Raw genomic sequence first — 17430 nt, 5'->3', positions numbered from 1 at the left:
GGACGAGTGGAGACCTCAGCCCGTGGCTACTTTCCTTTATCGACTGGGCCGTACGGCCTTCCGACGACGCTGGTACGTCGCCTTGATGTGGGTGGCGGTGCTCTGCGCTGTCGGCTTCGGTGCGGCCAAGGCTCCCGCAGCCCCTGATCCGGACAACTCCATGCCGGGGATCGAGTCCCAGAAGGCGTTCGACCTGATGGAGCAGCGGTTCCCCGGGACCACCGCCAACGGGGCCAGCGCCCGGATCGTCTTCGTCGCCCCCGACGGGCAGAAGATCACCGCCGCCGACAACAAGAAGACCATCGACAAGCTCGTCGCCGAGGCGTCCGACGGCTCGCAGGTCGCCGCCGCGGTCAGCCCGTTCCAGGCGAAGGCGATCAGCAAGGACGCCACGACGGCGTACGCGACCGTCACCTACAAGGTGAAGCCCGACGACCTCACCGACGCCAGCAAGAACGCGCTGAAGGACGCGATAGCGCAGGCCAAGGACTCCGGCCTGACGGTCGAGGTCGGCGGCACCGCGCTGGCCACCACGCCCGCCGCGGGCGGAGCGTCCGAGGGGATCGGCATCGCGATCGCCGCCGTCGTCCTGATCATCACCTTCGGTTCGCTGACCGCCGCCGGGCTCCCGCTGCTCACCGCGCTCCTCGGCGTCGGCGTCTCGATGGCCTCGATCATGGCCCTGTCCAGCGCGTTCGGCCTGTCCTCCACCACCGGCACACTCGCCACCATGCTCGGCCTCGCCTGCGGCATCGACTACGCCGTCTTCATCGTCTCCCGCTACCGCGAGGAGCGCGCCAAGGGCCACACCCCGCAGGAAGCCGCAGGCCTCGCCACCGGCACCGCCGGCTCCGCGGTCGTCTTCGCCGGCCTCACCGTCATCATCGCCCTCGCCGGCCTGTCCGTCGTCGGCATCCCCATGCTCACCAAGATGGGCCTCGCCGCCGCCGGCGCCGTCATGGCCGGCGTCTTCATCGCCCTCTCCCTGGTCCCGGCCCTGCTCGGCTTCTGGCCGGGCGCTGTACTCTCCCGCCGCGCCCGCAAGACCGGAGAGATCAAGGAAGGCGGCGAGAACAACGGCGGCAGCCGCTGGGCCCGCTTCGTCCTGCGCCGCCCCCTCCCGGTCCTCCTGCTGTCGGTCGTGGGCCTGGGCGCCCTCGCCGTCCCCGTCATGGACCTCCAGCTGGGCATGCCCGGAGACGAGGCCAAGCCCACCTCCACCACCGAACGCCGCGCCTACGACGACCTCGCCAAGGGCTTCGGCCCCGGCTTCAACGGCCCCCTGTCCATCGTCGTGGACGCCAAGGGCGCCCAGGACCCCAAGACCGCGGTCAAGACCATCGAGGAGAAGATCGGCAGCACCAAGGGAGTCGTCTCCGTCTCTCCCGCCCGGTTCAACCCCGCGGGCGACACCGCCGTCTTCTCCGCCGTCCCGTCCACCGCCCCCACCGACACGAAGACCCAGGACCTCGTCAAGACCATCCGCAACGAGCGCCCCGCCACCGAGGCCTCGACCAGGGGCGCGAGCTTCGAGGTCACCGGCACCACCGCGCTCAACATCGACGTGGCACAGAAGACCCAGAACGCGCTGATCCCCTACCTGATCGTCGTCGTGGGCCTGGCCATCCTGCTCCTGATGGTGGTCTTCCGCTCCGTCCTGGTCCCGATCAAGGCGGCCGTCGGCTTCCTCCTCTCGGTGCTCGCCGCCCTCGGCTCCGTCGTCGCGGTCTTCCAGTGGGGCTGGCTGGCCTCGCTCCTCGGCGTCGAGACGACCGGCCCGATCATGAGCCTGATGCCGATCTTCCTGGTGGGCATCGTCTTCGGACTCGCCATGGACTACGAGGTGTTCCTCGTCGCCCGCATGCGGGAGGCATACGTCCACGGCGACATCCCCCGTCAGGCGGTCGAGAGCGGCTTCCGGCACAGCGCCCGCGTGGTGGTGGCCGCCGCTCTGATCATGATGGCCGTGTTCTCCGGGTTCATCGGAGCGAGCGAGTCCATGATCAAGATGATCGGCTTCGGCCTCGCCATCGCCGTCCTGTTCGACGCGTTCGTCGTCCGCATGGCCTTCGTACCGGCCGTGCTGGCCCTGCTCGGCAAGGCCGCCTGGTGGATGCCGCGCCGGCTGGACCGGCTGCTGCCCAAGGTCGACGTCGAGGGTGAGGCGCTCACCCAGCACCCCGCCGTCGCCCCGGCGCACAACGACCCGGCCACATGGGAATCGGCCCGCGCCTGACCGTCCCTCATGACGGAGGGCCACCCGTGCCGAGCACGGGCGGCCCTCCGGGCCGTTGGTCGGCAACGTCGCCCGCCATGGTGACCGCATCCGACAGGAAATCCTCCCGATGATCACCAGCCGGCAGCGGTACGCCAAGGACCACCCCCGCGCCGCCGGCTCCCGGAGAGGTTGACGGGGTTTCAGGTTCGCTTGTTCGGCCGTCGCCCAGTCGGCTTGAGGAAGCCGAGCCGCTCCTGGATGCGGCACTGTTCCAGCCGGGTGTAGTAGTCGGTGCTGATCGCGGCGAGCTGGGCCACCTCCTCCCGCCGCAGCCCCGGCACCCGACCCGGCGCCCCGGCGTCGAGCAGCCCCACCGCACGGGGGCTCAACTCGGCCCGGCAGGCCTTGAGGAACTCCCCCAGCTCGTTGAGATGCGCGTTGCCTCCCCTTTCCCTCCCAGTTCCCTCCCAGTTGCCTCCCAGTTGCCGCGCGACGCCTGGCGACGAGACTGGTTGCACCACCGACCGGACGACGACCGCCACCGCCTTCGATCCGTACGTCATGGGAAGAACGCGTGGATCAGTGAGGAACACATGAGCGTGTCCGAGACCCCGCCGCCCCGGCGTGCGGAACGATGGGCGGCCAGAGCATCGCTGTTCGCGGCGACACTGGCGGTGCTGCTCCCGCTCGTCCACGGAGGCGTGGAAGGCGTACTGCTGCTCGCGGCCGCGGTCGCGGGCCTGGCCCTCACGGCGGCCGCGCTCTGGTGGGCGCTGACCCGCCGCGGCCCGGCGCGCTGGGCCGCGGCCCTGCTGGCGATCGCCACACCCGCCGCCGTCATCGTCCTGTTCGCCGTCACGCTGTGGTGGGCCCTCGTCCTGTCCCTGGCGCTGTGGGCCGCGGCCGTCTGGGCCGGCCGATACGCGCTACGGAGCACCCGCACACGGACAACACACCAGCGCGAGCACCGCACACGGCCCCCACTGCGCCCCTTCATCCTCATGAACCCCAGCTCCGGCGGCGGCAAAGTGGCGAGGTTCGGTCTGCGGGAGAAGGCCGAGAGGCTCGGCGCGCGGGTCGTCCTCCTCGACCCTGAGCAGCACCAGGACGTCACCGCGCTGGCCCGGGCGGCCGTGGCGGACGGCGCGGATCTGCTGGGCGTCGCGGGCGGCGACGGAACTCAGGCGCTGGTGGCGGCCGTTGCCGCCGCGCATGGACTGCCGTTTCTCGTCATCGCGGCCGGCACCCGCAACCACTTCGCCATGGACCTCGGCCTCGACCGCGCCGACCCGGCCGCCTGTCTCGACGCGCTCACCAATGGTGTCGAACTCCGCGTGGACCTCGGTTTCGCCGGAGGGCACGCCTTCGTCAACAACGCTTCCTTCGGCGCGTACGCGGCGGTCGTCCAGAGCCCCGCCTACCGCGACGACAAGATCGGCACCATCCTCGAACTCCTGCCCGAGCTGCTCACCCGCCAACGCGGGCCGCGCCTGACCGCCCACGCCGACGACACGACACTCGCCGCCCCGCAGGCCGTCCTGGTGAGCAACAACCCCTACCGCACCGGCGACCCCGCCGGTCTCGGCCGCCGCGAGCGGCTCGATTCCGGACGGCTCGGGGTCCTCGGCATCACGCTGGACAGCGCGGCCGAGGCCGCCGCACTGCTGCTGTCCCCGCAGCCGGACGGACTCGCGGTCCTGACCGCCCGCGACGTGGTCATCGACGCCGACCGCGCGGAGATCGAGGTGGGCCTCGACGGCGAGGCCCTGGTTCTGCCCACCCCGGTCCACTGCCGCATCGAACACGCCGCACTCCGCGTTCGCGTCCCCAAGAAGCGGCCCCGCGTCTCCGCGGCCCCACCACCCCTGGACTGGCACCGGTTGCGCGAGCTCGCGGCCACCGTGGGCCGAACGGCCGTCGTACGACACCCGCGTCGCCCCCAGGCCACCGGTGAGCGGCGCGAGCCGTAAGCACACCGACCCACAAAACGCGGGTCAGACGCCCTTGGCCGCGGGCTCCAGAATCGCCACGCGCTCCAGCTCGCCTCCCGCACCCGGGCAGCCGCGTGACAGAAATGCCGGAGACGACGCAGCGCCTTCTGCTCCCGGAGAAGCAGGGCCGGCAGTCCGCCCAGCCCGAACGACTCGTCGTCGGGATGGACGACCACCGCCACCAGCACGCGCCGCACTCCGTCCGGCAGGCCGTGCCCGGTACCAGTCATCTCAGGTGTAGATGATCTGGCCGCCGGCCGCGTGCTCGTAGAACTCGCCGACCGTGATGATGTCCTGGACCTGCTCCACAAGGTCGTCCTTGTCGAGTTCGAAGAGGTCCACAGACGCCTTGCAGGCGTAGATGCCCGCGCCGGTGTCGGCGATCATCTCGATGAACTCGGGGATCGGCGGGATGTCGAGCTTGTCCATCTTCCGTTCCATGTACCGGGTGACCAGGTCCGGTACGCCCGGCATACCGCCCAGCAGGGTCGGCAGGTGCAGGCCCGGGTTGCCGACGGTGGCCAGCTTGATGTGCTCCCAGCGCTTCTTCGTGATGGCGTCGAGTCCGAAGAAGGTGAAGAACAGGTCGGCCTCGATGCCCTCGGCGCGGGCGCCGTTGGCCATGATCAGGGCCGGGTAGATCCCTTCCAGGGACCCCTTGGAGACGATGATCGAGACCTTCTCGATCGTTGCGGTGTCGGCCATGACGACACGCTCCTCGATGGCAGAGACGGTGGCGGAGACGGTGGCGGAGACGGTGGCAGAGATGTCAGATGCAGCCGCGCGGCTTGGGAATTCCGGCGATCTTCGCGGCGGTCTTCGCCGGTCCCTTGGGGAAGAGCTGGTACAGCTCCTTGACACTCACGCCGGACGTCTTGCCGAGGACGCGGACAGTGGGGCCGGTGCCCTTGGCGGCGTATTCGGCGCGCATGAAGTGGATGACCGTCCAGTGCCGGTCGGTCAGCGCCTCGATGCCCGCCTCGTGGGCGATCTGCTCGGCCATGGGCTCGGTCCACTGCGCGGGGTCGGTGAAGAAGCCCTCGTCGTCGACGGGGACGGCGGTGTCGCCGTAGGTGGCGGTGGGCATGGCGGTGTTCTCCTTCGTTCAGGCGTGGACGTGGTGCTTGCCGTGCTCGGACATCGCCGAGTCGATGCCGGGCAGTTCACGGCCGGGCAGCAGGCTGTGCCAGTACAGCCACTCGAAGGCCAGCTTGCCGAGGTGGTTGGCGTGCGACTCCTTCAGCAGCGGCAGGCCAAGGGCAGCCGGGAAATGGCCGGGCAGCGGTTCGGTGTCGTAGTTGAAGTCGATCAGCAGCGCCTTGTGGAAGCCGGTCTCCACGAAGCAGTTGGTGTGCCCGTCGAAGGTGGCGTCCAGCGGCTGCCCGGTGAGGAAGCGGCCGATGTTGTGCGTGAGCGTCTCCCCCGCGAAGTGCGCCACCGAGCCGGCCTTGGACGCCGGCAGCCCGGCCGCGTCCCCGATCGCGAACACCTCGGGATGCTCGGGGTGTTGGAGGGTGTGCTGGTCGACGGGGATGAAGCCCAGTTCGTCGCCGAGGCCCGGGGAGCGGCCGACGTACTCGGCGCCTCCGTGCAGCGGCACGACCACCGCCAGTTCGAAGGGCACCTCGCGTTCGTCGTACGAGACCAGCCGGCCGCCTTCGCCGTCGACCTCGCCGAGCGTGAACTCGGTGACCAGCTCGATGCCCTTGTCCGCAAGCAGACCGCCCAGCGCCTTGGCGGCGACGGGCTTGGTGAAGGCGCCGTCCAGCGGGGTGACGTAGGTCAGTTGGACCTTGTCGCGGATGCCGCGCCGCTGGAAGTACCAGTCGGCGAGGAAGGCGAACTCCAGCGGCGCCACGGGGCACTTGACCGGCAGATCGGCCACGTTCACCACGACGCGCCCGCCTTCGAAGCGCTCAAGGGCTTGGTGCAGGCCGACGGCGCCGGGCAGGTCGTAGAAGGTGAACACCGACTCGCCCCAGCCGGGACCGGTCAGCCCCTCGGTCTCCTCCGGCAACAGCGTGGCTCCGGTGGCGACCACCAGGACGTCGTAGGTCAGCCGTATGCCGCCGCTGAGGTGCACCGTCCGTGCGTCCAGGTCGACCCGCTCGATCCGCGCCTGCTTGTAGTCGATGGCAGCGTGCAGCTGCCGCGGGCGGGACCGGACGAGGTGGTGCGGCTGGGCCGCCCCGAAAGGGACGAACAGCAGGCCGGGCTGGTAGACGTGGTCGTCGTCCTGGTCGACCACGGTGATCCGGCATTCGCCCTCGTCGTACATGCGGCGCAGCCGGTTGGCCGTCAGCGTGCCGGCCGTGCCGCCTCCGAGTATCACGATGTGTTTGCCCATGCCCCCACTGTCGTGCGGGAGACGAGGCCCGGGCATGGGCCACTGGTCCCTCACCCAGTACCCACCCGGGTATGTCTTCGCTCCACCCTCGCAGGCCCGATGCGCCGCCCGACCGCCACGAACCCCCTGAAAAAATACCTACCAGGGTATGCCGCCACGCCTGCCGACGCGAGGGCCGAACGACCCTCGTCGCACCCCATCGACCTCTCGATCAGCCGCGCCGTTCGCGGTCGACTGGAACTGGCAGCACTCGACGCCGACGAGAGAGGCCCGGCCATGACCGGCAGCGCACCGCAGACCCTCACCACGAACCAGCCGCAGGACGCGGAGGTGCACCGCTTCGAGGTGGCCCACGTCGACCGCGACATCTACACCGTGGACATCCGCGGCCACCGCATCCAGGTGGACCAGCCCATCGAGGCGGGCGGCACGGACATCGCACCCACCCCCACCGAACTGTTCGCCGCCTCCCTGGCCACCTGCGTAGCCTTCTACGCGGGCCGTTTCCTCCACCGCCACGGCCTGGACCAGGCCGGACTGCGCGTCCGCACGGAATTCGCCATGGCCACCGACCGACCCGCCCGCGTGGCCTCCGTACACGTCACGATCACCCCGCCGCCCGGACTGCCCGAGCAGCGCCGCGCGGCCCTGCTCGCCGTCGCCTCGCGCTGCACGGTCCACAACACACTGCACCAGCCACCCGAGATCGGCATCGAGCTGGCACCATGAGCACGCCCTTGGCTCCACCCGCGTCACCCCTCCCGGACCGCCTCCACCGCGGCCTCATCGGCACCGAGGCCCAGCCCTAGGGCAGCAGGCGGTCGCGCCGGTACTGCTCGGCGGCCTGCCGAGTCGGACGATGCTGCGAAGGCGACGGTCGCCCGCGTTCTGGCAGACCGAAGCTACTCAGCGCAGTACGGCCGCCAGCAGGTCGGCGCCCAGCGCCGTCAGATCGGGCAGATTGAGGCTGTAACGGACGTAACGACCCTGCCGCCGGGCCGCGAGCAGGCCCGCGCGGCGCAGGACAGCGAGGTAGGAGAGACGAGCCAGGCCGGTGTCCGGGCACACGTCGCGGGGGCTGACGACCGCCTCCCGTAACCGTCACGGCTTCACCGGCCCGGGGCGGTCGCCACGAACGGACCGGGCCGGTGAACGGGCGCCATGCTAGGTTGCCCACCCACGCCCATGCTTGTCCTGGTGTGACATGAGACTTGTCTTCTCGGGACACAGTGGCGACACAGCCTTGGAGCGTGCACATGAGGCCTCTGGTCCGCACCGCGGCCCTCAGCGGGTATGTCGAGCTGTGCCGCTCGCTCGGAATCGATCCGCAGACGCTGATGAAGCGCGTGGGGCTGGACACCGCCGCCCTCGCGGTCCAGGACCGGTGGATCTCCGGCGCGGCCGCGGTCCAGGTGCTGGAACTGTCGGCGGCCGCCTCGGGTCACGAGGACTTCGGAGTGCTCCTCGCGGGGTTCCGGCGTTTTTCCAATCTCGGCCCCATCAGCCTGGTCGTCCGCGAAGAACCCGACGTGCGGAGCGCTTTGGGGCTCTTGATGCGGCATGAACACATGTACAACGAGGTCCTGCACACCCGGCTGTCCGAGGGAAACGGGCTGGCCACGCTGAAGGTCGACCTGCGGCTCGGCGAGGTGATGGAAGCCCGGCAGGCGACGGAGCTGGCGGTCGCCGCCTACCACCGGGTCCTGTGCGGGTTCCTGCCCACCCGGTGGCAGCCACTCTCCGTATGGTTCCGGCACCCTTCTCCGTCGGAGGCCACGACGCACCGGCGCGTGTTCGGCCCCATCGTGGAGTTCGGCCGGGAGTTCGACGGCATCGTCTTCTACGCCGACGGCCTCGACGCGCCCAACGCGATGGCGGACCCACTTCTGCGGGAGTACGCCCGCCAGTACTTCGAGGCGATCGCAGTCCCGAGGGACACCACCGTCGCGGACCGGGTGCGAGAGCTGATCGAGGTGCTGCTGCCGACCGGGCGCTGCTCGATCGAGCAGGTCGCTCGCAGCCTCGGGGTCGACCGGCGCACCGTCCACCGGCACCTGGCCTCCTCGGGCGAGACGTTCTCCTCGCTCCTCAACGCCACCCGCAGGCATCTCGCCGAGCAGTTCGTGGCGAACCCGCGGCGCTCGCTGACGGAGATCTCCGACCTGCTGGGCTTCTCGTCGCTGAGCGCGTTCTCGCGCTGGTTCCGTGAGCAGTTCGGGTGCAGCCCGAGGGCGTGGCGCAGCCGTGGGAGCCGGCGGCCGACCGACCGGGACTGATACCGCGAGCGACGCCGACGGCGGGCCGTGCTGTGCCGGCTCATGCTGCACGACCAGGGGGCGATGTCCCCAAATGACAAGTCAACCGTCCCTGAGCGTCAAGCAGCGCCTGGTACTCGGCCCTACCTTGGCAGCACCGCAGACAGACGCGGTCGGCCGCCGGAGGAGAGCCGTGGTACTCCCCCTGTGCACGCTCCCTCCGGACCGGCCGAGCGTACCGGGGCTACCCATGCGCCCGCTGTTCCCCCGGTGACCCGCATCGATCCTCGCCGCACTTCCCAGGCCCTCGCATCGCACGCGGCGATGCCCCGGCGAGTGATCACCGATCCGACAAAGGAGACGGACCGTGCACTTCCACGACGACTCACTACTTCCGGAGAACCAGGAGAAGCTGGTGATCCAGGCCGCTCCCTACGGGCCGGAGTGGCTTCCCGGGGACGCCGACGACCTTCCCCTGACCATGGACGAGCACGTGCAGGCGGCCGTCGACTGCTACAACGCCGGCGCCACCGTGCTCCACATCCACGTGCGCGAGCTCGACGGCAAGGGCTCCAAGCGGATGTCCAAGTTCAACGAGCTCCTGGGGCTGCTGCGTGAGGCCGTGCCAGACATGGTCCTGCAGATCGGCGGCTCGATCTCGTTCGCCCCGGAGGACGAGGGCAGCGAGGCGAAGTGGCTGAGCTACGACACCCGTCACCTGCTGGCCGACCTCACCCCCGCGCCGGACCAGGTGACGATCGCGATCAACACCAGCCAGATGAACATCGTCGAGATCATGACCGACGACGACCTGGAGGGCACCTCGATCGCGAAGCCCGAGTACTACAGGGCCTACCGCGACATGGTCGTCGAGGCGGGCCCGGACTTCTACCTGGAGCACCTCAAGCGCCTGCATGCGAACGGCATCCAGCCGCACTTCCAGCTCGCCACGCTGGCCCAGCTCGAAACCGTGGAGCGGCTCATCCGGGCAGGCATCTACACCGGTCCGCTGATCCTCAACTACGTGGCCATCGGCGGCGGTTTCGCGGGCCGTCACCCGGCCGACCTGATCGAGTTCGTCCGCCGCGCCCCGGACGGCGCCGTCCTCACCATCGAGAGCTCCATGCGGGCCGTGGCGCCGATGAACGCGATCGGCATCGCGCTCGGCGTGCACGTGCGCGTGGGCAACGAGGACAACCTGTGGCGGCGCAAGGGCGAGCGCATGACCACCGTCGAGCAGGTCGAGCAGATGGTGCGGATCTCCAAGGCACTCGGCCGCGACATCGCGACCGGCGCCGAGGCCAAGAGGATCTACAAGCTCGGCGAGTACTACTCGGGCGCCGACGAGACGCTGGCCCGCCTCGGCATGGTGCCGAACCGCCGTCCCGGTCGGCGCGGCTTCATGCTGCGCGACGTCTGATCCGCGACGTCTGATCCGCGACGTCCGATCACGGCACGGGGTCACCGCGCCGCCGCGCATCCGCGCGCACCCACGGGGCCGCCGGGACCACACCCCCGGCACCGGCGGCCCCCTCCTCTCCTCCCACGAACTCTCCTCCTCACCTCCCACGAACAACGGAGCACACCCATGGCTCACGCCATTCGCTTCAAGGAGACCGGCGGACCCGACGTCCTGCGCTGGGAAGAGGTCGTCGTCGGCGACCCCGGCCCGGGCGAGGTACGGATCCGGCACGAAGCCGTCGGACTCAACTTCGCCGACACCTACTTCCGCAGCGGCCTGTATCCCGCGCCGCTGCCCGCCGGACTGGGCGTCGAGGCCGCGGGCGTGGTCGAGGCGGTGGGCGAGGGCGTCACCCACGTCGCCGAGGGCGACCGGGTCACGTACACCGGAAGCCCGCTCGGTGCCTACAGCACGGAACGGGTCATGCCCGCCGACTCCCTGATCCGGCTGCCGGACGGCATCGGCTGCGAGACCGCCGCCGCGATGACCATGCGCGGGCTCACCTCCGCCTACCTGTTGCGCAGGATCCATCCGCTGACGGCCGGGGACACGATCCTGCTGACCGCGGCGGCGGGCGGTGTCGGCCTCATCGTCTGCCAGTGGGCCAAGCTGCTCGGGCTGACCGTCATCGGCACCGTCTCCACCGAGGAGAAGGCCGAGCTCGCCCGCGCCCATGGCTGCGACCACGTCATCCACTACCAGCGCGAGAACGTGGCCGAGCGGGTACTCGAACTGACCGAAGGCGCCGGGGTCCCGGTCGCCTTCGACAGCGTCGGCAGGACCACCTACGCCGCCTCGCTGGCCTCGCTCCGGCGCCGCGGTCTGCTGGTCTGCTTCGGTACGGCCTCCGGACCGGTCCCTCCCATCGACGCCATGCAACTGGCCGTCAAGGGCTCCCTGTTCGTCACCCGGCCGGCGCTCGCCGACTACATCGCCGACCCCACGGAGCGGGCAGAGCTCGCGGGCGAGCTCTTCGGCCACGTCGCCTCCGGACGCATCGCCATCGAGATCAACCAGCGGTACGCGCTCGAGGACGCCGTACAGGCGCACCGCGAGCTGGAGGGGGGACGGACCACGGGATCGTCCGTCTTCGTCCTCTGAACCCCCTGCTGGATCACGCGCATCATCACCCTCTCCAGGAGGAAGCACCATGGACAAGACTCTCACTCCGCTGGAAGGCGCGCCCGCGTTGGTGCGCGCCCACTCCCGCGGCTCGATCAAGGTCGAACCGCTGACCTGCACCATCGGCGCCGAACTCGCCGGCGTGAACCTCGGCGACGCCTCGCGCGACGACGACCTGTTCGCCGAGATCAAGGCCCTGCTCCTGCAGTACAAGGTCCTGTTCCTGCGGGACCAGGACATCACGCGCGCCGAACACGTCGCCTTCGCCGAGCGCTTCGGCCCGCTGGAGGACCACCCGGTGGCCGGCAGCGACCCCGACCACCCCGGCCTGGTGCGGATCTACAAGGACCTGGACAGCGCGCCGGAGCACTACGAGAACGCGCTGCACACCGACGGCACCTGGCGTGAGAGCCCGGCCATGGGCGCCGTGCTGCGCTGCGTCGTGTCGCCCCCGGTGGGCGGCGACACGATCTGGGTCAACATGGCCGAGGCCCACCGCCGACTGCCGGAGCACATCAAGACCCTGATCCAGGGGCTGCGGGCGCGGCACAGTATCGAGGCCACCTTCGGCGCCGTCATGCCGCAGGAGAAGCGGCACGCACTGAAGGCACAGTTCCCCGACGCGGAGCACCCGGTGGTGCGCACCCACCCCGAGACCGGCGAGCAGATCCTCTTCGTCAACGCCTTCACCACGCACTTCGTCAATTACCACACGCCCGAGAACGTGCGCTTCGGGCAGGACTTCGCCCCCGGTGCGGGCCTCCTGCTGAACTACCTGATCAGCCAGGCGGCGATCCCCGAGTACCAGGTGCGCTGGCGCTGGACGCCGAACAGCGTCGCCATCTGGGACAACCGCTCCACCCAGCACTACGCCGTCCAGGACTACTGGCCCGCCGTCCGCCGTATGGAGCGCGCCGGGATCGTCGGCGACAGACCGTTCTGACCCTTTCTTCGAAAAGCGCGTGAGGTGATGACAATGGAGTTGCACACCACTGCGGAGTCCGTCCCGGAGGCTGAGACGACGGCCTCGTCCGGCTGGGCGGTGTCCCGACGCTATGCCTGGGTGGTCTTCGCCCTGAGTTTCGGCCTGCTGCTGTCCGACTACATGTCCAGGCAGGTCCTCAACGCCGTCTTCCCGATGCTGAAGGCCGAATGGCTGCTCTCCGACGCCCGGCTGGGCTCGCTCAGCGGCATCGTGGCCCTCATGGTCGGCCTGCTCACCTTCCCCATGTCGCTCATGGCCGACCGCTGGGGCAGAGTGCGGAGCCTGCTGCTCGCGGCGACGCTGTGGAGCGTGGCCACCCTCGGCTGCGCGGTGTCGGCGAGCTACGGCCAGATGTTCACCGGCCGCCTCTTCGTCGGCATCGGTGAGGCGGCATACGGCAGCGTCGGCATCGCCGTCGTCCTGAGCGTCTTCCCGCTCACCCTACGGGCCACTCTCTCCGGTGCCTTCATCGCAGGCGGGGCCTTCGGCTCGGTGCTGGGCGTGTCGGTCGGCGGTGCCCTGGCCCAGCAGTTCGGCTGGCGCTGGGCGTTCGGTGCCATGGGCGTCTTCGGCCTCGTGCTGGCCGCAGTCTACGGCTGCGTGGTCACGGAGAAGAGGCTGGCGCCGCAGGCGAGTTCCTCCGACGTCAAGAGCGACGCCGGCCGACGCCGCGGCCTGCGCACGCTCCTGCCGCAGTTGTTCTCCTCCGTCTCGGTGATCAGCGCCTACGTCGGCAGCGGACTCCAGCTGTTCATCGCCGCCGCGCTCATGGCCTGGCTGCCCAGCTACTTCAACCGCTACTACGACATGCCCACCGCGAAGGCCGGCGCGACCGCCGGAGTCTTCGTCCTGATCATCGGCATAGGCATGATTGCCGGCGGGATCGCCTCGGACCGGATCGCTCGGGTGTTCCCCATCCGGAAGTGGGCCGTCGCCATCGTCTGCAGCATCGGCTCGCTCGTCCTGCTCATGGCCGCGTTCCGCCTGCCGGCCGGCCCGCCGCAGTTGCTGGCGCTGGCGGCCGGAGCCCTGCTGTCGGCGGGGACGGCCGGTCCCGCCGCCGCCATGGTGGCCAATCTGACCCCCGCGTCCATCTCCGCGACGGCCTTCGCCACGCTCACTCTGGCCAACAGCCTGCTCGGACTGGCTCCCGGGCCCGCGGCCACCGGCGCGCTCGCGGACAGCATGGGCCTGCTCGGCGCGCTGCGGATCGTCCCGCTGACGGCGCTCGCGGCCACCGTGGCATTCCTGATCGGCCGCCACTACTACGACCGTGATCTGCGCCGCCTGACCGGACTCGCCCCCGTGGCGCAGTCCAAGGAACCGGAGCCGTCCTCATGAGCCGTACCACCGAGGCGGTCCTCGTGATCGTTCCCGGCCTGCGCGACCACGTCGCAACGCACTGGCAGACCCTGCTGGCCAACCGGCTCGCCGAGGGCGGGCGTCCCGTCCGCACAGTTCCCCCGCTGACGCAGGACCAGCTCAGCCGCGAGGCCCGGGTGGCCGCACTGGACAAGGTGATCACGGAAATCGCGGGGCCCGTCGTGCTGGTCGCCCACAGCGCCGGTGTGATCACCACCGTCCACTGGGCCCAGTGGCACGAAGCCCAGGTACAGGGGGCGCTGCTGGTGACGCCGCCGGACTTCGAGAAACCGCTGCCAGAGGGCTACCCCACTCCCGAGGTGCTCGACAAGCACGGCTGGACACCGGTGCCCCGCTCCCCGCTGTCCTTCCCCACCATCGTCGCGGCCAGCTCGAACGACCCCCTGGGCACCGTCGAGCGCGTCGCCGAGCTGGCCCGCAACTGGGGCGGACGCCTCGTGGAACTCGGCGAGGTCGGCCACCTCAACCCCGCCTCCGGCTACGGCCCCTGGCCGCGCGCGGACGAACTGCTCACCGAACTCGAAATCGAAATCGAGCTCGGCTGAGCCCCGCCCCCCATGCAGCCCCGCGAAAGGCAACGATGAACACCGACACCGACCTGCTGTGGTCTCCCGGCCGCCGCGAGCTGGAGGACTCCAACGTCGCATGCTTCATGGAATGGGTGAGCGAGGTGCGGGGGCTGCACTTCTCCGACTACGCCGAGCTGTGGCGGTGGAGCTCCACCGACCTGCCCGGCTTCTGGTCGGCGGTGTGGGAGTTCTACGGGCTGGACGCGGTCACTCAGTACGACGAGGTACTGGGCGATGCGTCGATGCCGGGTGCCAAGTGGTTTCCCGGCGCCCGGCTGAACTTCGCCGAGCGGTGCTTCGCCCAGGCCACTGACGCCCGCCCGGCGCTGGTCGGCGTGGCCGAGGGCGGCATGCCCGTGGAGACCTCGTGGCAGGAACTGCGCATCCAGGTCGGGGACGTCGCGGCGGCCCTGCGCCGGATGGGCGTGAGGCCCGGCGACTGCGTGGCCGGATACCTTCCCAACCTCCCGCAGGCCGTTGTCGCCCTGCTGGCCACGGCCGCCGTCGGCGCCGTGTGGACAGCGTGCTCCCCGGACTTCGGCACGCCCAGCGTGCTCGCCCGCCTGCGACAGGCGCGGCCGGCCGTCCTCGTGGCCGCGGACGGATACCGCTACGGCGGCAAGACGTACGACAGACGCCCAGAGGTCGCCGAGCTCGCGGACGGGCTTCCCACGCTCCGTCACATCCTCGCGGTCGACAACCTCTTCACGCCCCCGACCGAGCCGTGGTCGGCGCGGCCCAGGATCGAACAGCACGCCTGGTCCGCGCTGCCGGCCGCCGAATCGCCACTGGAATTCGCCGACGTGCCCTTCGACCACCCGTTGTGGATCCTGTGGTCATCGGGGACCACCGGGGTGCCCAAGGGGATCGTTCAAGGTCACGGCGGCATCGTGGTCGAACTGCTCAAGGCACTCGGCCTGGGCTCGGATCTGCGCGCCGACGACCGCTACCTCTTCCTCACCTCCACGAGCTGGATGGTCTGGAACTTTCTGGTCGGCGGCCTGCTGCACGGCAGCACGATCATCCTGTACGACGGCAGCCCCACCTTTCCGGACGTCAACGGGGCCTGGCGGATCGCCGAACAGACCGGCGCCACCATGGTCGGCGTGGGCGCGGCCTACCTCGCCGCCGCGGAGAAATCGGATACGCATCCCGCGGCCGAGTTCGGTCTCGAGCGGCTGCGCTCCATACTCCAGACCGGATCGTCCCTACCGCCCAGCACGTGGCGTTGGGTCTACGACCGGCTCGCACCGAACGTCTGGCTGCAATCGATCTGTGGCGGTACCGACGTCTGCTCGGTGCTCGCCGGCGGTTCTGCCCTGCTGCCCGTACGTGTGGGCCGTATCCCATGCCCCTCACTCGGCGTCGCGCTGGCCTCATGGGATCCCTACGGGCACCCCCTGACAGGTGAGCAGGGCGAGTTGGTGGTGACCGCGCCGCTGCCGTCCATGCCCCTCCACTTCGTCGGCGACCCCGACGGCGCCCGCTACCGGGCCAGCTACTTCGACACCTACCCCGGCATCTGGCGGCACGGCGACTGGGTCACCGTCGACGAAGACCTGTCGGTCGTCGTCGCCGGCCGCTCCGACTCCACCCTCAACCGCATGGGCGTACGGATGGGCTCCGCCGACATCTACGCCGTCGTCGAACAGCTCCCCGAAGTCGCCGACAGCCTCGTCATCGGCGTAGAACAGCCGGACGGCGGCTACTTCATGCCACTCTTCGTCGTGACCGCAGGCGGCATCGCCCTCGACGACACACTGTGCGAGCAAATCGCCACAGCCATCAAACGCCGATTGTCCCCGCGCCACGTGCCCGACGTGATCGTGCCTGTCCCCGCCGTCCCGCGCACGCTCACCGGCAAGAAGCTCGAAGTACCCGTCAAGCGCATCCTGCAGGGTTCCCCTGTCACCGACGTCAGCAGCGAAGGATCAGTCACCCACTCCGAGATGCTCGCCTGGTTCGCGGACTTCGCGGCCCGTTCGGCGCCGGACAGGTGAGCGCACTGGCACCCGCCGCAGCGATACCGGCTGCCTCACAACGCCGCCCCCGGCAGCCGCACCGAGCACCAGCCTTACAGACGTTCGGAGCTGCCGCCGATCGAGCGTCACTGGAGCGTCAGGAATCCTCAGCGATGTCCTGACCCTGTCGCCGGTACAGTCGTCGGCTTCCCATGAACCCGCAGGTGAGGCCTCCTCCGCGACCTCGCTGTCCGCTCGACCCGTTGCACAACCGAAAACAGCTCAAGCAGAGCGCAACTCTGCCAAAACCACAGGTCAACGGCTACTCTGAGCAGGCTCTAGCACCGCCACGCACTCGGGGGAACCTCAACCGCGCACGTGGGCCGACAGTGGCTGGGCTGGCTGGGCTGGCTGGGCAAGACAGACAACGGCGTCGTGACGGTGACCACGGTGTGGACCGACGGCCGTGTGTAATACCCGCTGCACGCACAGCCTTATACACTCGCTCATCACTTCGCCCGTCGCCGGTCCGATCCGGCCTTTCGGAGCAAGCCTCAGCTGGCCGCTTTTCTCGCAGCCCGGGGAAAGGAAGCGGGCTTCAGCTGCCGGGCGGTGGTCGCCGACTGCGCCTACTCCCTCAGCGACGACTGGTACCTCGCGCTGCGGGAGGCCGGGCTGGCCTACGTGGTGGCCCTCAAACCACTCAACGATACCTGGGCACCAGCCGACCAGCCGCACACACCCATCGATGCCGCACACACTCTTACCTGGTGTGATGCCGACCATCCCGGCGACTGGACACCCGTTGAGCGACATTTCCGCGACGGGCACACCGAGACCTGGTGGGCCGCTGATGCCCGCCTGGGCGGCTACGGCCCCCACTCCCCGTGCCGCCTGATCGTGGCCACCACCGATCCGGCCACCCTGCCGCCGAAGGCCACCTGGTACCTGGCGACCGACCTGCCCCACCCTGACGTATTTCACGCCGCCACCGCCCCACCCGTCGGCCGACCTCGCTGAAATCGTCCGTCTCTATGGACTACGGCCGTGGATCGAGCAGAGCTACAAACAGATCAAGGACGAACTCGGCTGGGCGGACTTCCAGGTCCGTTCCGACCGAGCCATCCGCCGCCACCG

General features: G+C 69.9%; 14 protein-coding genes and 2 pseudogenes. 11 read left to right on the top strand and 5 right to left on the bottom strand.

From position 1 onward, the window contains the following. Positions 1-22 precede the first annotated feature (22 nt). On the top strand, positions 23-2236 hold the full coding sequence (locus tag OG747_RS33450) for an MMPL family transporter (protein WP_405883085.1): 2214 nt from the start codon (positions 23-25) through the stop codon (positions 2234-2236). A gap of 236 nt (positions 2237-2472) precedes the next feature. Here OG747_RS33450 and OG747_RS33445 read toward each other — a convergent pair. Beyond that, positions 2473-2700, bottom strand: a pseudogene (locus OG747_RS33445) (hypothetical protein); the annotation flags it as partial. A 111-nt stretch (positions 2701-2811) separates the two neighbouring features. Here OG747_RS33445 and OG747_RS33440 point away from each other — a divergent pair. Then, positions 2812-4188 (top strand): diacylglycerol/lipid kinase family protein, encoded by a 1377-nt coding sequence (locus OG747_RS33440; protein WP_405883084.1) that lies wholly within the window; start codon positions 2812-2814, stop codon positions 4186-4188. 252 nt (positions 4189-4440) lie between these two features. Here the strand turns inward: OG747_RS33440 and OG747_RS33435 are convergent, their stop codons facing one another. From OG747_RS33435 to OG747_RS33425, 3 genes are all read right to left on the bottom strand, one after another. Further along, on the bottom strand, positions 4441-4914 hold the full coding sequence (locus tag OG747_RS33435) for a DsrE/DsrF/DrsH-like family protein (RefSeq protein WP_326719085.1): 474 nt from the start codon (positions 4912-4914) through the stop codon (positions 4441-4443). Between the two features lie 64 nt (positions 4915-4978). Further along, positions 4979-5296 carry a TusE/DsrC/DsvC family sulfur relay protein gene (locus OG747_RS33430; protein ID WP_405883083.1) on the bottom strand — a complete coding sequence of 106 codons (318 nt, stop codon included), beginning with the start codon at positions 5294-5296 and terminating at the stop codon, positions 4979-4981. An 18-nt stretch (positions 5297-5314) separates the two neighbouring features. Then, entirely contained in the window at positions 5315-6556 is a 1242-nt protein-coding gene (locus OG747_RS33425) for an NAD(P)/FAD-dependent oxidoreductase (RefSeq protein ID WP_405883082.1), read from the bottom strand. A 276-nt stretch (positions 6557-6832) separates the two neighbouring features. Between OG747_RS33425 and OG747_RS33420 the strand changes: the two genes are divergently transcribed. Then, positions 6833-7285 (top strand): OsmC family protein, encoded by a 453-nt coding sequence (locus tag OG747_RS33420; RefSeq protein ID WP_405883081.1) that lies wholly within the window; start codon positions 6833-6835, stop codon positions 7283-7285. A gap of 177 nt (positions 7286-7462) precedes the next feature. Here the strand turns inward: OG747_RS33420 and OG747_RS33415 are convergent. Beyond that, positions 7463-7591 (bottom strand): annotated as a pseudogene (locus OG747_RS33415) (transcriptional regulator); the annotation flags it as partial. A gap of 221 nt (positions 7592-7812) precedes the next feature. Here OG747_RS33415 and OG747_RS33410 point away from each other — a divergent pair. From OG747_RS33410 to OG747_RS33375, 8 genes are all read left to right on the top strand, one after another. Next, positions 7813-8832, top strand: coding sequence for an AraC family transcriptional regulator ligand-binding domain-containing protein (locus OG747_RS33410; RefSeq protein WP_405883079.1), 1020 nt, complete (start codon positions 7813-7815; stop codon positions 8830-8832). Between the two features lie 346 nt (positions 8833-9178). Then, on the top strand, positions 9179-10231 hold the full coding sequence (locus tag OG747_RS33405; RefSeq protein ID WP_405883078.1) for a 3-keto-5-aminohexanoate cleavage protein: 1053 nt from the start codon (positions 9179-9181) through the stop codon (positions 10229-10231). A gap of 168 nt (positions 10232-10399) precedes the next feature. Further along, entirely contained in the window at positions 10400-11374 is a 975-nt protein-coding gene (locus OG747_RS33400; protein WP_405883077.1) for a quinone oxidoreductase family protein, read from the top strand. A 49-nt stretch (positions 11375-11423) separates the two neighbouring features. Next, complete coding sequence (locus OG747_RS33395) at positions 11424-12338, top strand: TauD/TfdA dioxygenase family protein (RefSeq protein ID WP_405883076.1); 915 nt, start codon at positions 11424-11426, stop codon at positions 12336-12338. A gap of 33 nt (positions 12339-12371) precedes the next feature. Then, entirely contained in the window at positions 12372-13721 is a 1350-nt protein-coding gene (locus tag OG747_RS33390) for an MFS transporter (RefSeq protein WP_405883075.1), read from the top strand. Beyond that, positions 13718-14308, top strand: a complete 591-nt coding sequence (locus tag OG747_RS33385; protein ID WP_405883074.1) for an RBBP9/YdeN family alpha/beta hydrolase — start codon at positions 13718-13720, stop codon at positions 14306-14308. Before OG747_RS33390 ends, OG747_RS33385 begins: the two co-directional genes overlap by 4 nt. A 35-nt stretch (positions 14309-14343) precedes the next feature. Next, positions 14344-16332 (top strand): acetoacetate--CoA ligase, encoded by a 1989-nt coding sequence (locus OG747_RS33380; RefSeq protein ID WP_405883073.1) that lies wholly within the window; start codon positions 14344-14346, stop codon positions 16330-16332. Between the two features lie 441 nt (positions 16333-16773). Then, on the top strand, positions 16774-17313 hold the full coding sequence (locus OG747_RS33375; RefSeq protein ID WP_405885822.1) for a transposase: 540 nt from the start codon (positions 16774-16776) through the stop codon (positions 17311-17313). Positions 17314-17430: the final 117 nt, after the last annotated feature.

It is taken from the genome of Streptomyces sp. NBC_01384, from assembly GCF_045040035.1.
Taxonomy (GTDB): domain Bacteria; phylum Actinomycetota; class Actinomycetes; order Streptomycetales; family Streptomycetaceae; genus Streptomyces.
Note: the sequence above shows the minus strand (reverse complement) of the source record. Positions and strands in the feature narration are given on the sequence as shown.

What these genes read in the sequence shown, in the direction of transcription:
- OG747_RS33440 (WP_405883084.1), top strand. Translation starts at nt 2,812, where the DNA reads ATGAGCGTGTCCGAGACCCCGCCGCCCCGGCGTGCGGAACGATGGGCG.
- OG747_RS33425 (WP_405883082.1), bottom strand. Translation starts at nt 6,556, where the DNA reads ATGGGCAAACACATCGTGATACTCGGAGGCGGCACGGCCGGCACGCTG.
- OG747_RS33430 (WP_405883083.1), bottom strand. Translation starts at nt 5,296, where the DNA reads ATGCCCACCGCCACCTACGGCGACACCGCCGTCCCCGTCGACGACGAG.
- OG747_RS33410 (WP_405883079.1), top strand. Translation starts at nt 7,813, where the DNA reads ATGAGGCCTCTGGTCCGCACCGCGGCCCTCAGCGGGTATGTCGAGCTG.
- OG747_RS33395 (WP_405883076.1), top strand. Translation starts at nt 11,424, where the DNA reads ATGGACAAGACTCTCACTCCGCTGGAAGGCGCGCCCGCGTTGGTGCGC.
- OG747_RS33380 (WP_405883073.1), top strand. Translation starts at nt 14,344, where the DNA reads ATGAACACCGACACCGACCTGCTGTGGTCTCCCGGCCGCCGCGAGCTG.
- OG747_RS33390 (WP_405883075.1), top strand. Translation starts at nt 12,372, where the DNA reads ATGGAGTTGCACACCACTGCGGAGTCCGTCCCGGAGGCTGAGACGACG.
- OG747_RS33400 (WP_405883077.1), top strand. Translation starts at nt 10,400, where the DNA reads ATGGCTCACGCCATTCGCTTCAAGGAGACCGGCGGACCCGACGTCCTG.
- OG747_RS33385 (WP_405883074.1), top strand. Translation starts at nt 13,718, where the DNA reads ATGAGCCGTACCACCGAGGCGGTCCTCGTGATCGTTCCCGGCCTGCGC.
- OG747_RS33435 (WP_326719085.1), bottom strand. Translation starts at nt 4,914, where the DNA reads ATGGCCGACACCGCAACGATCGAGAAGGTCTCGATCATCGTCTCCAAG.
- OG747_RS33420 (WP_405883081.1), top strand. Translation starts at nt 6,833, where the DNA reads ATGACCGGCAGCGCACCGCAGACCCTCACCACGAACCAGCCGCAGGAC.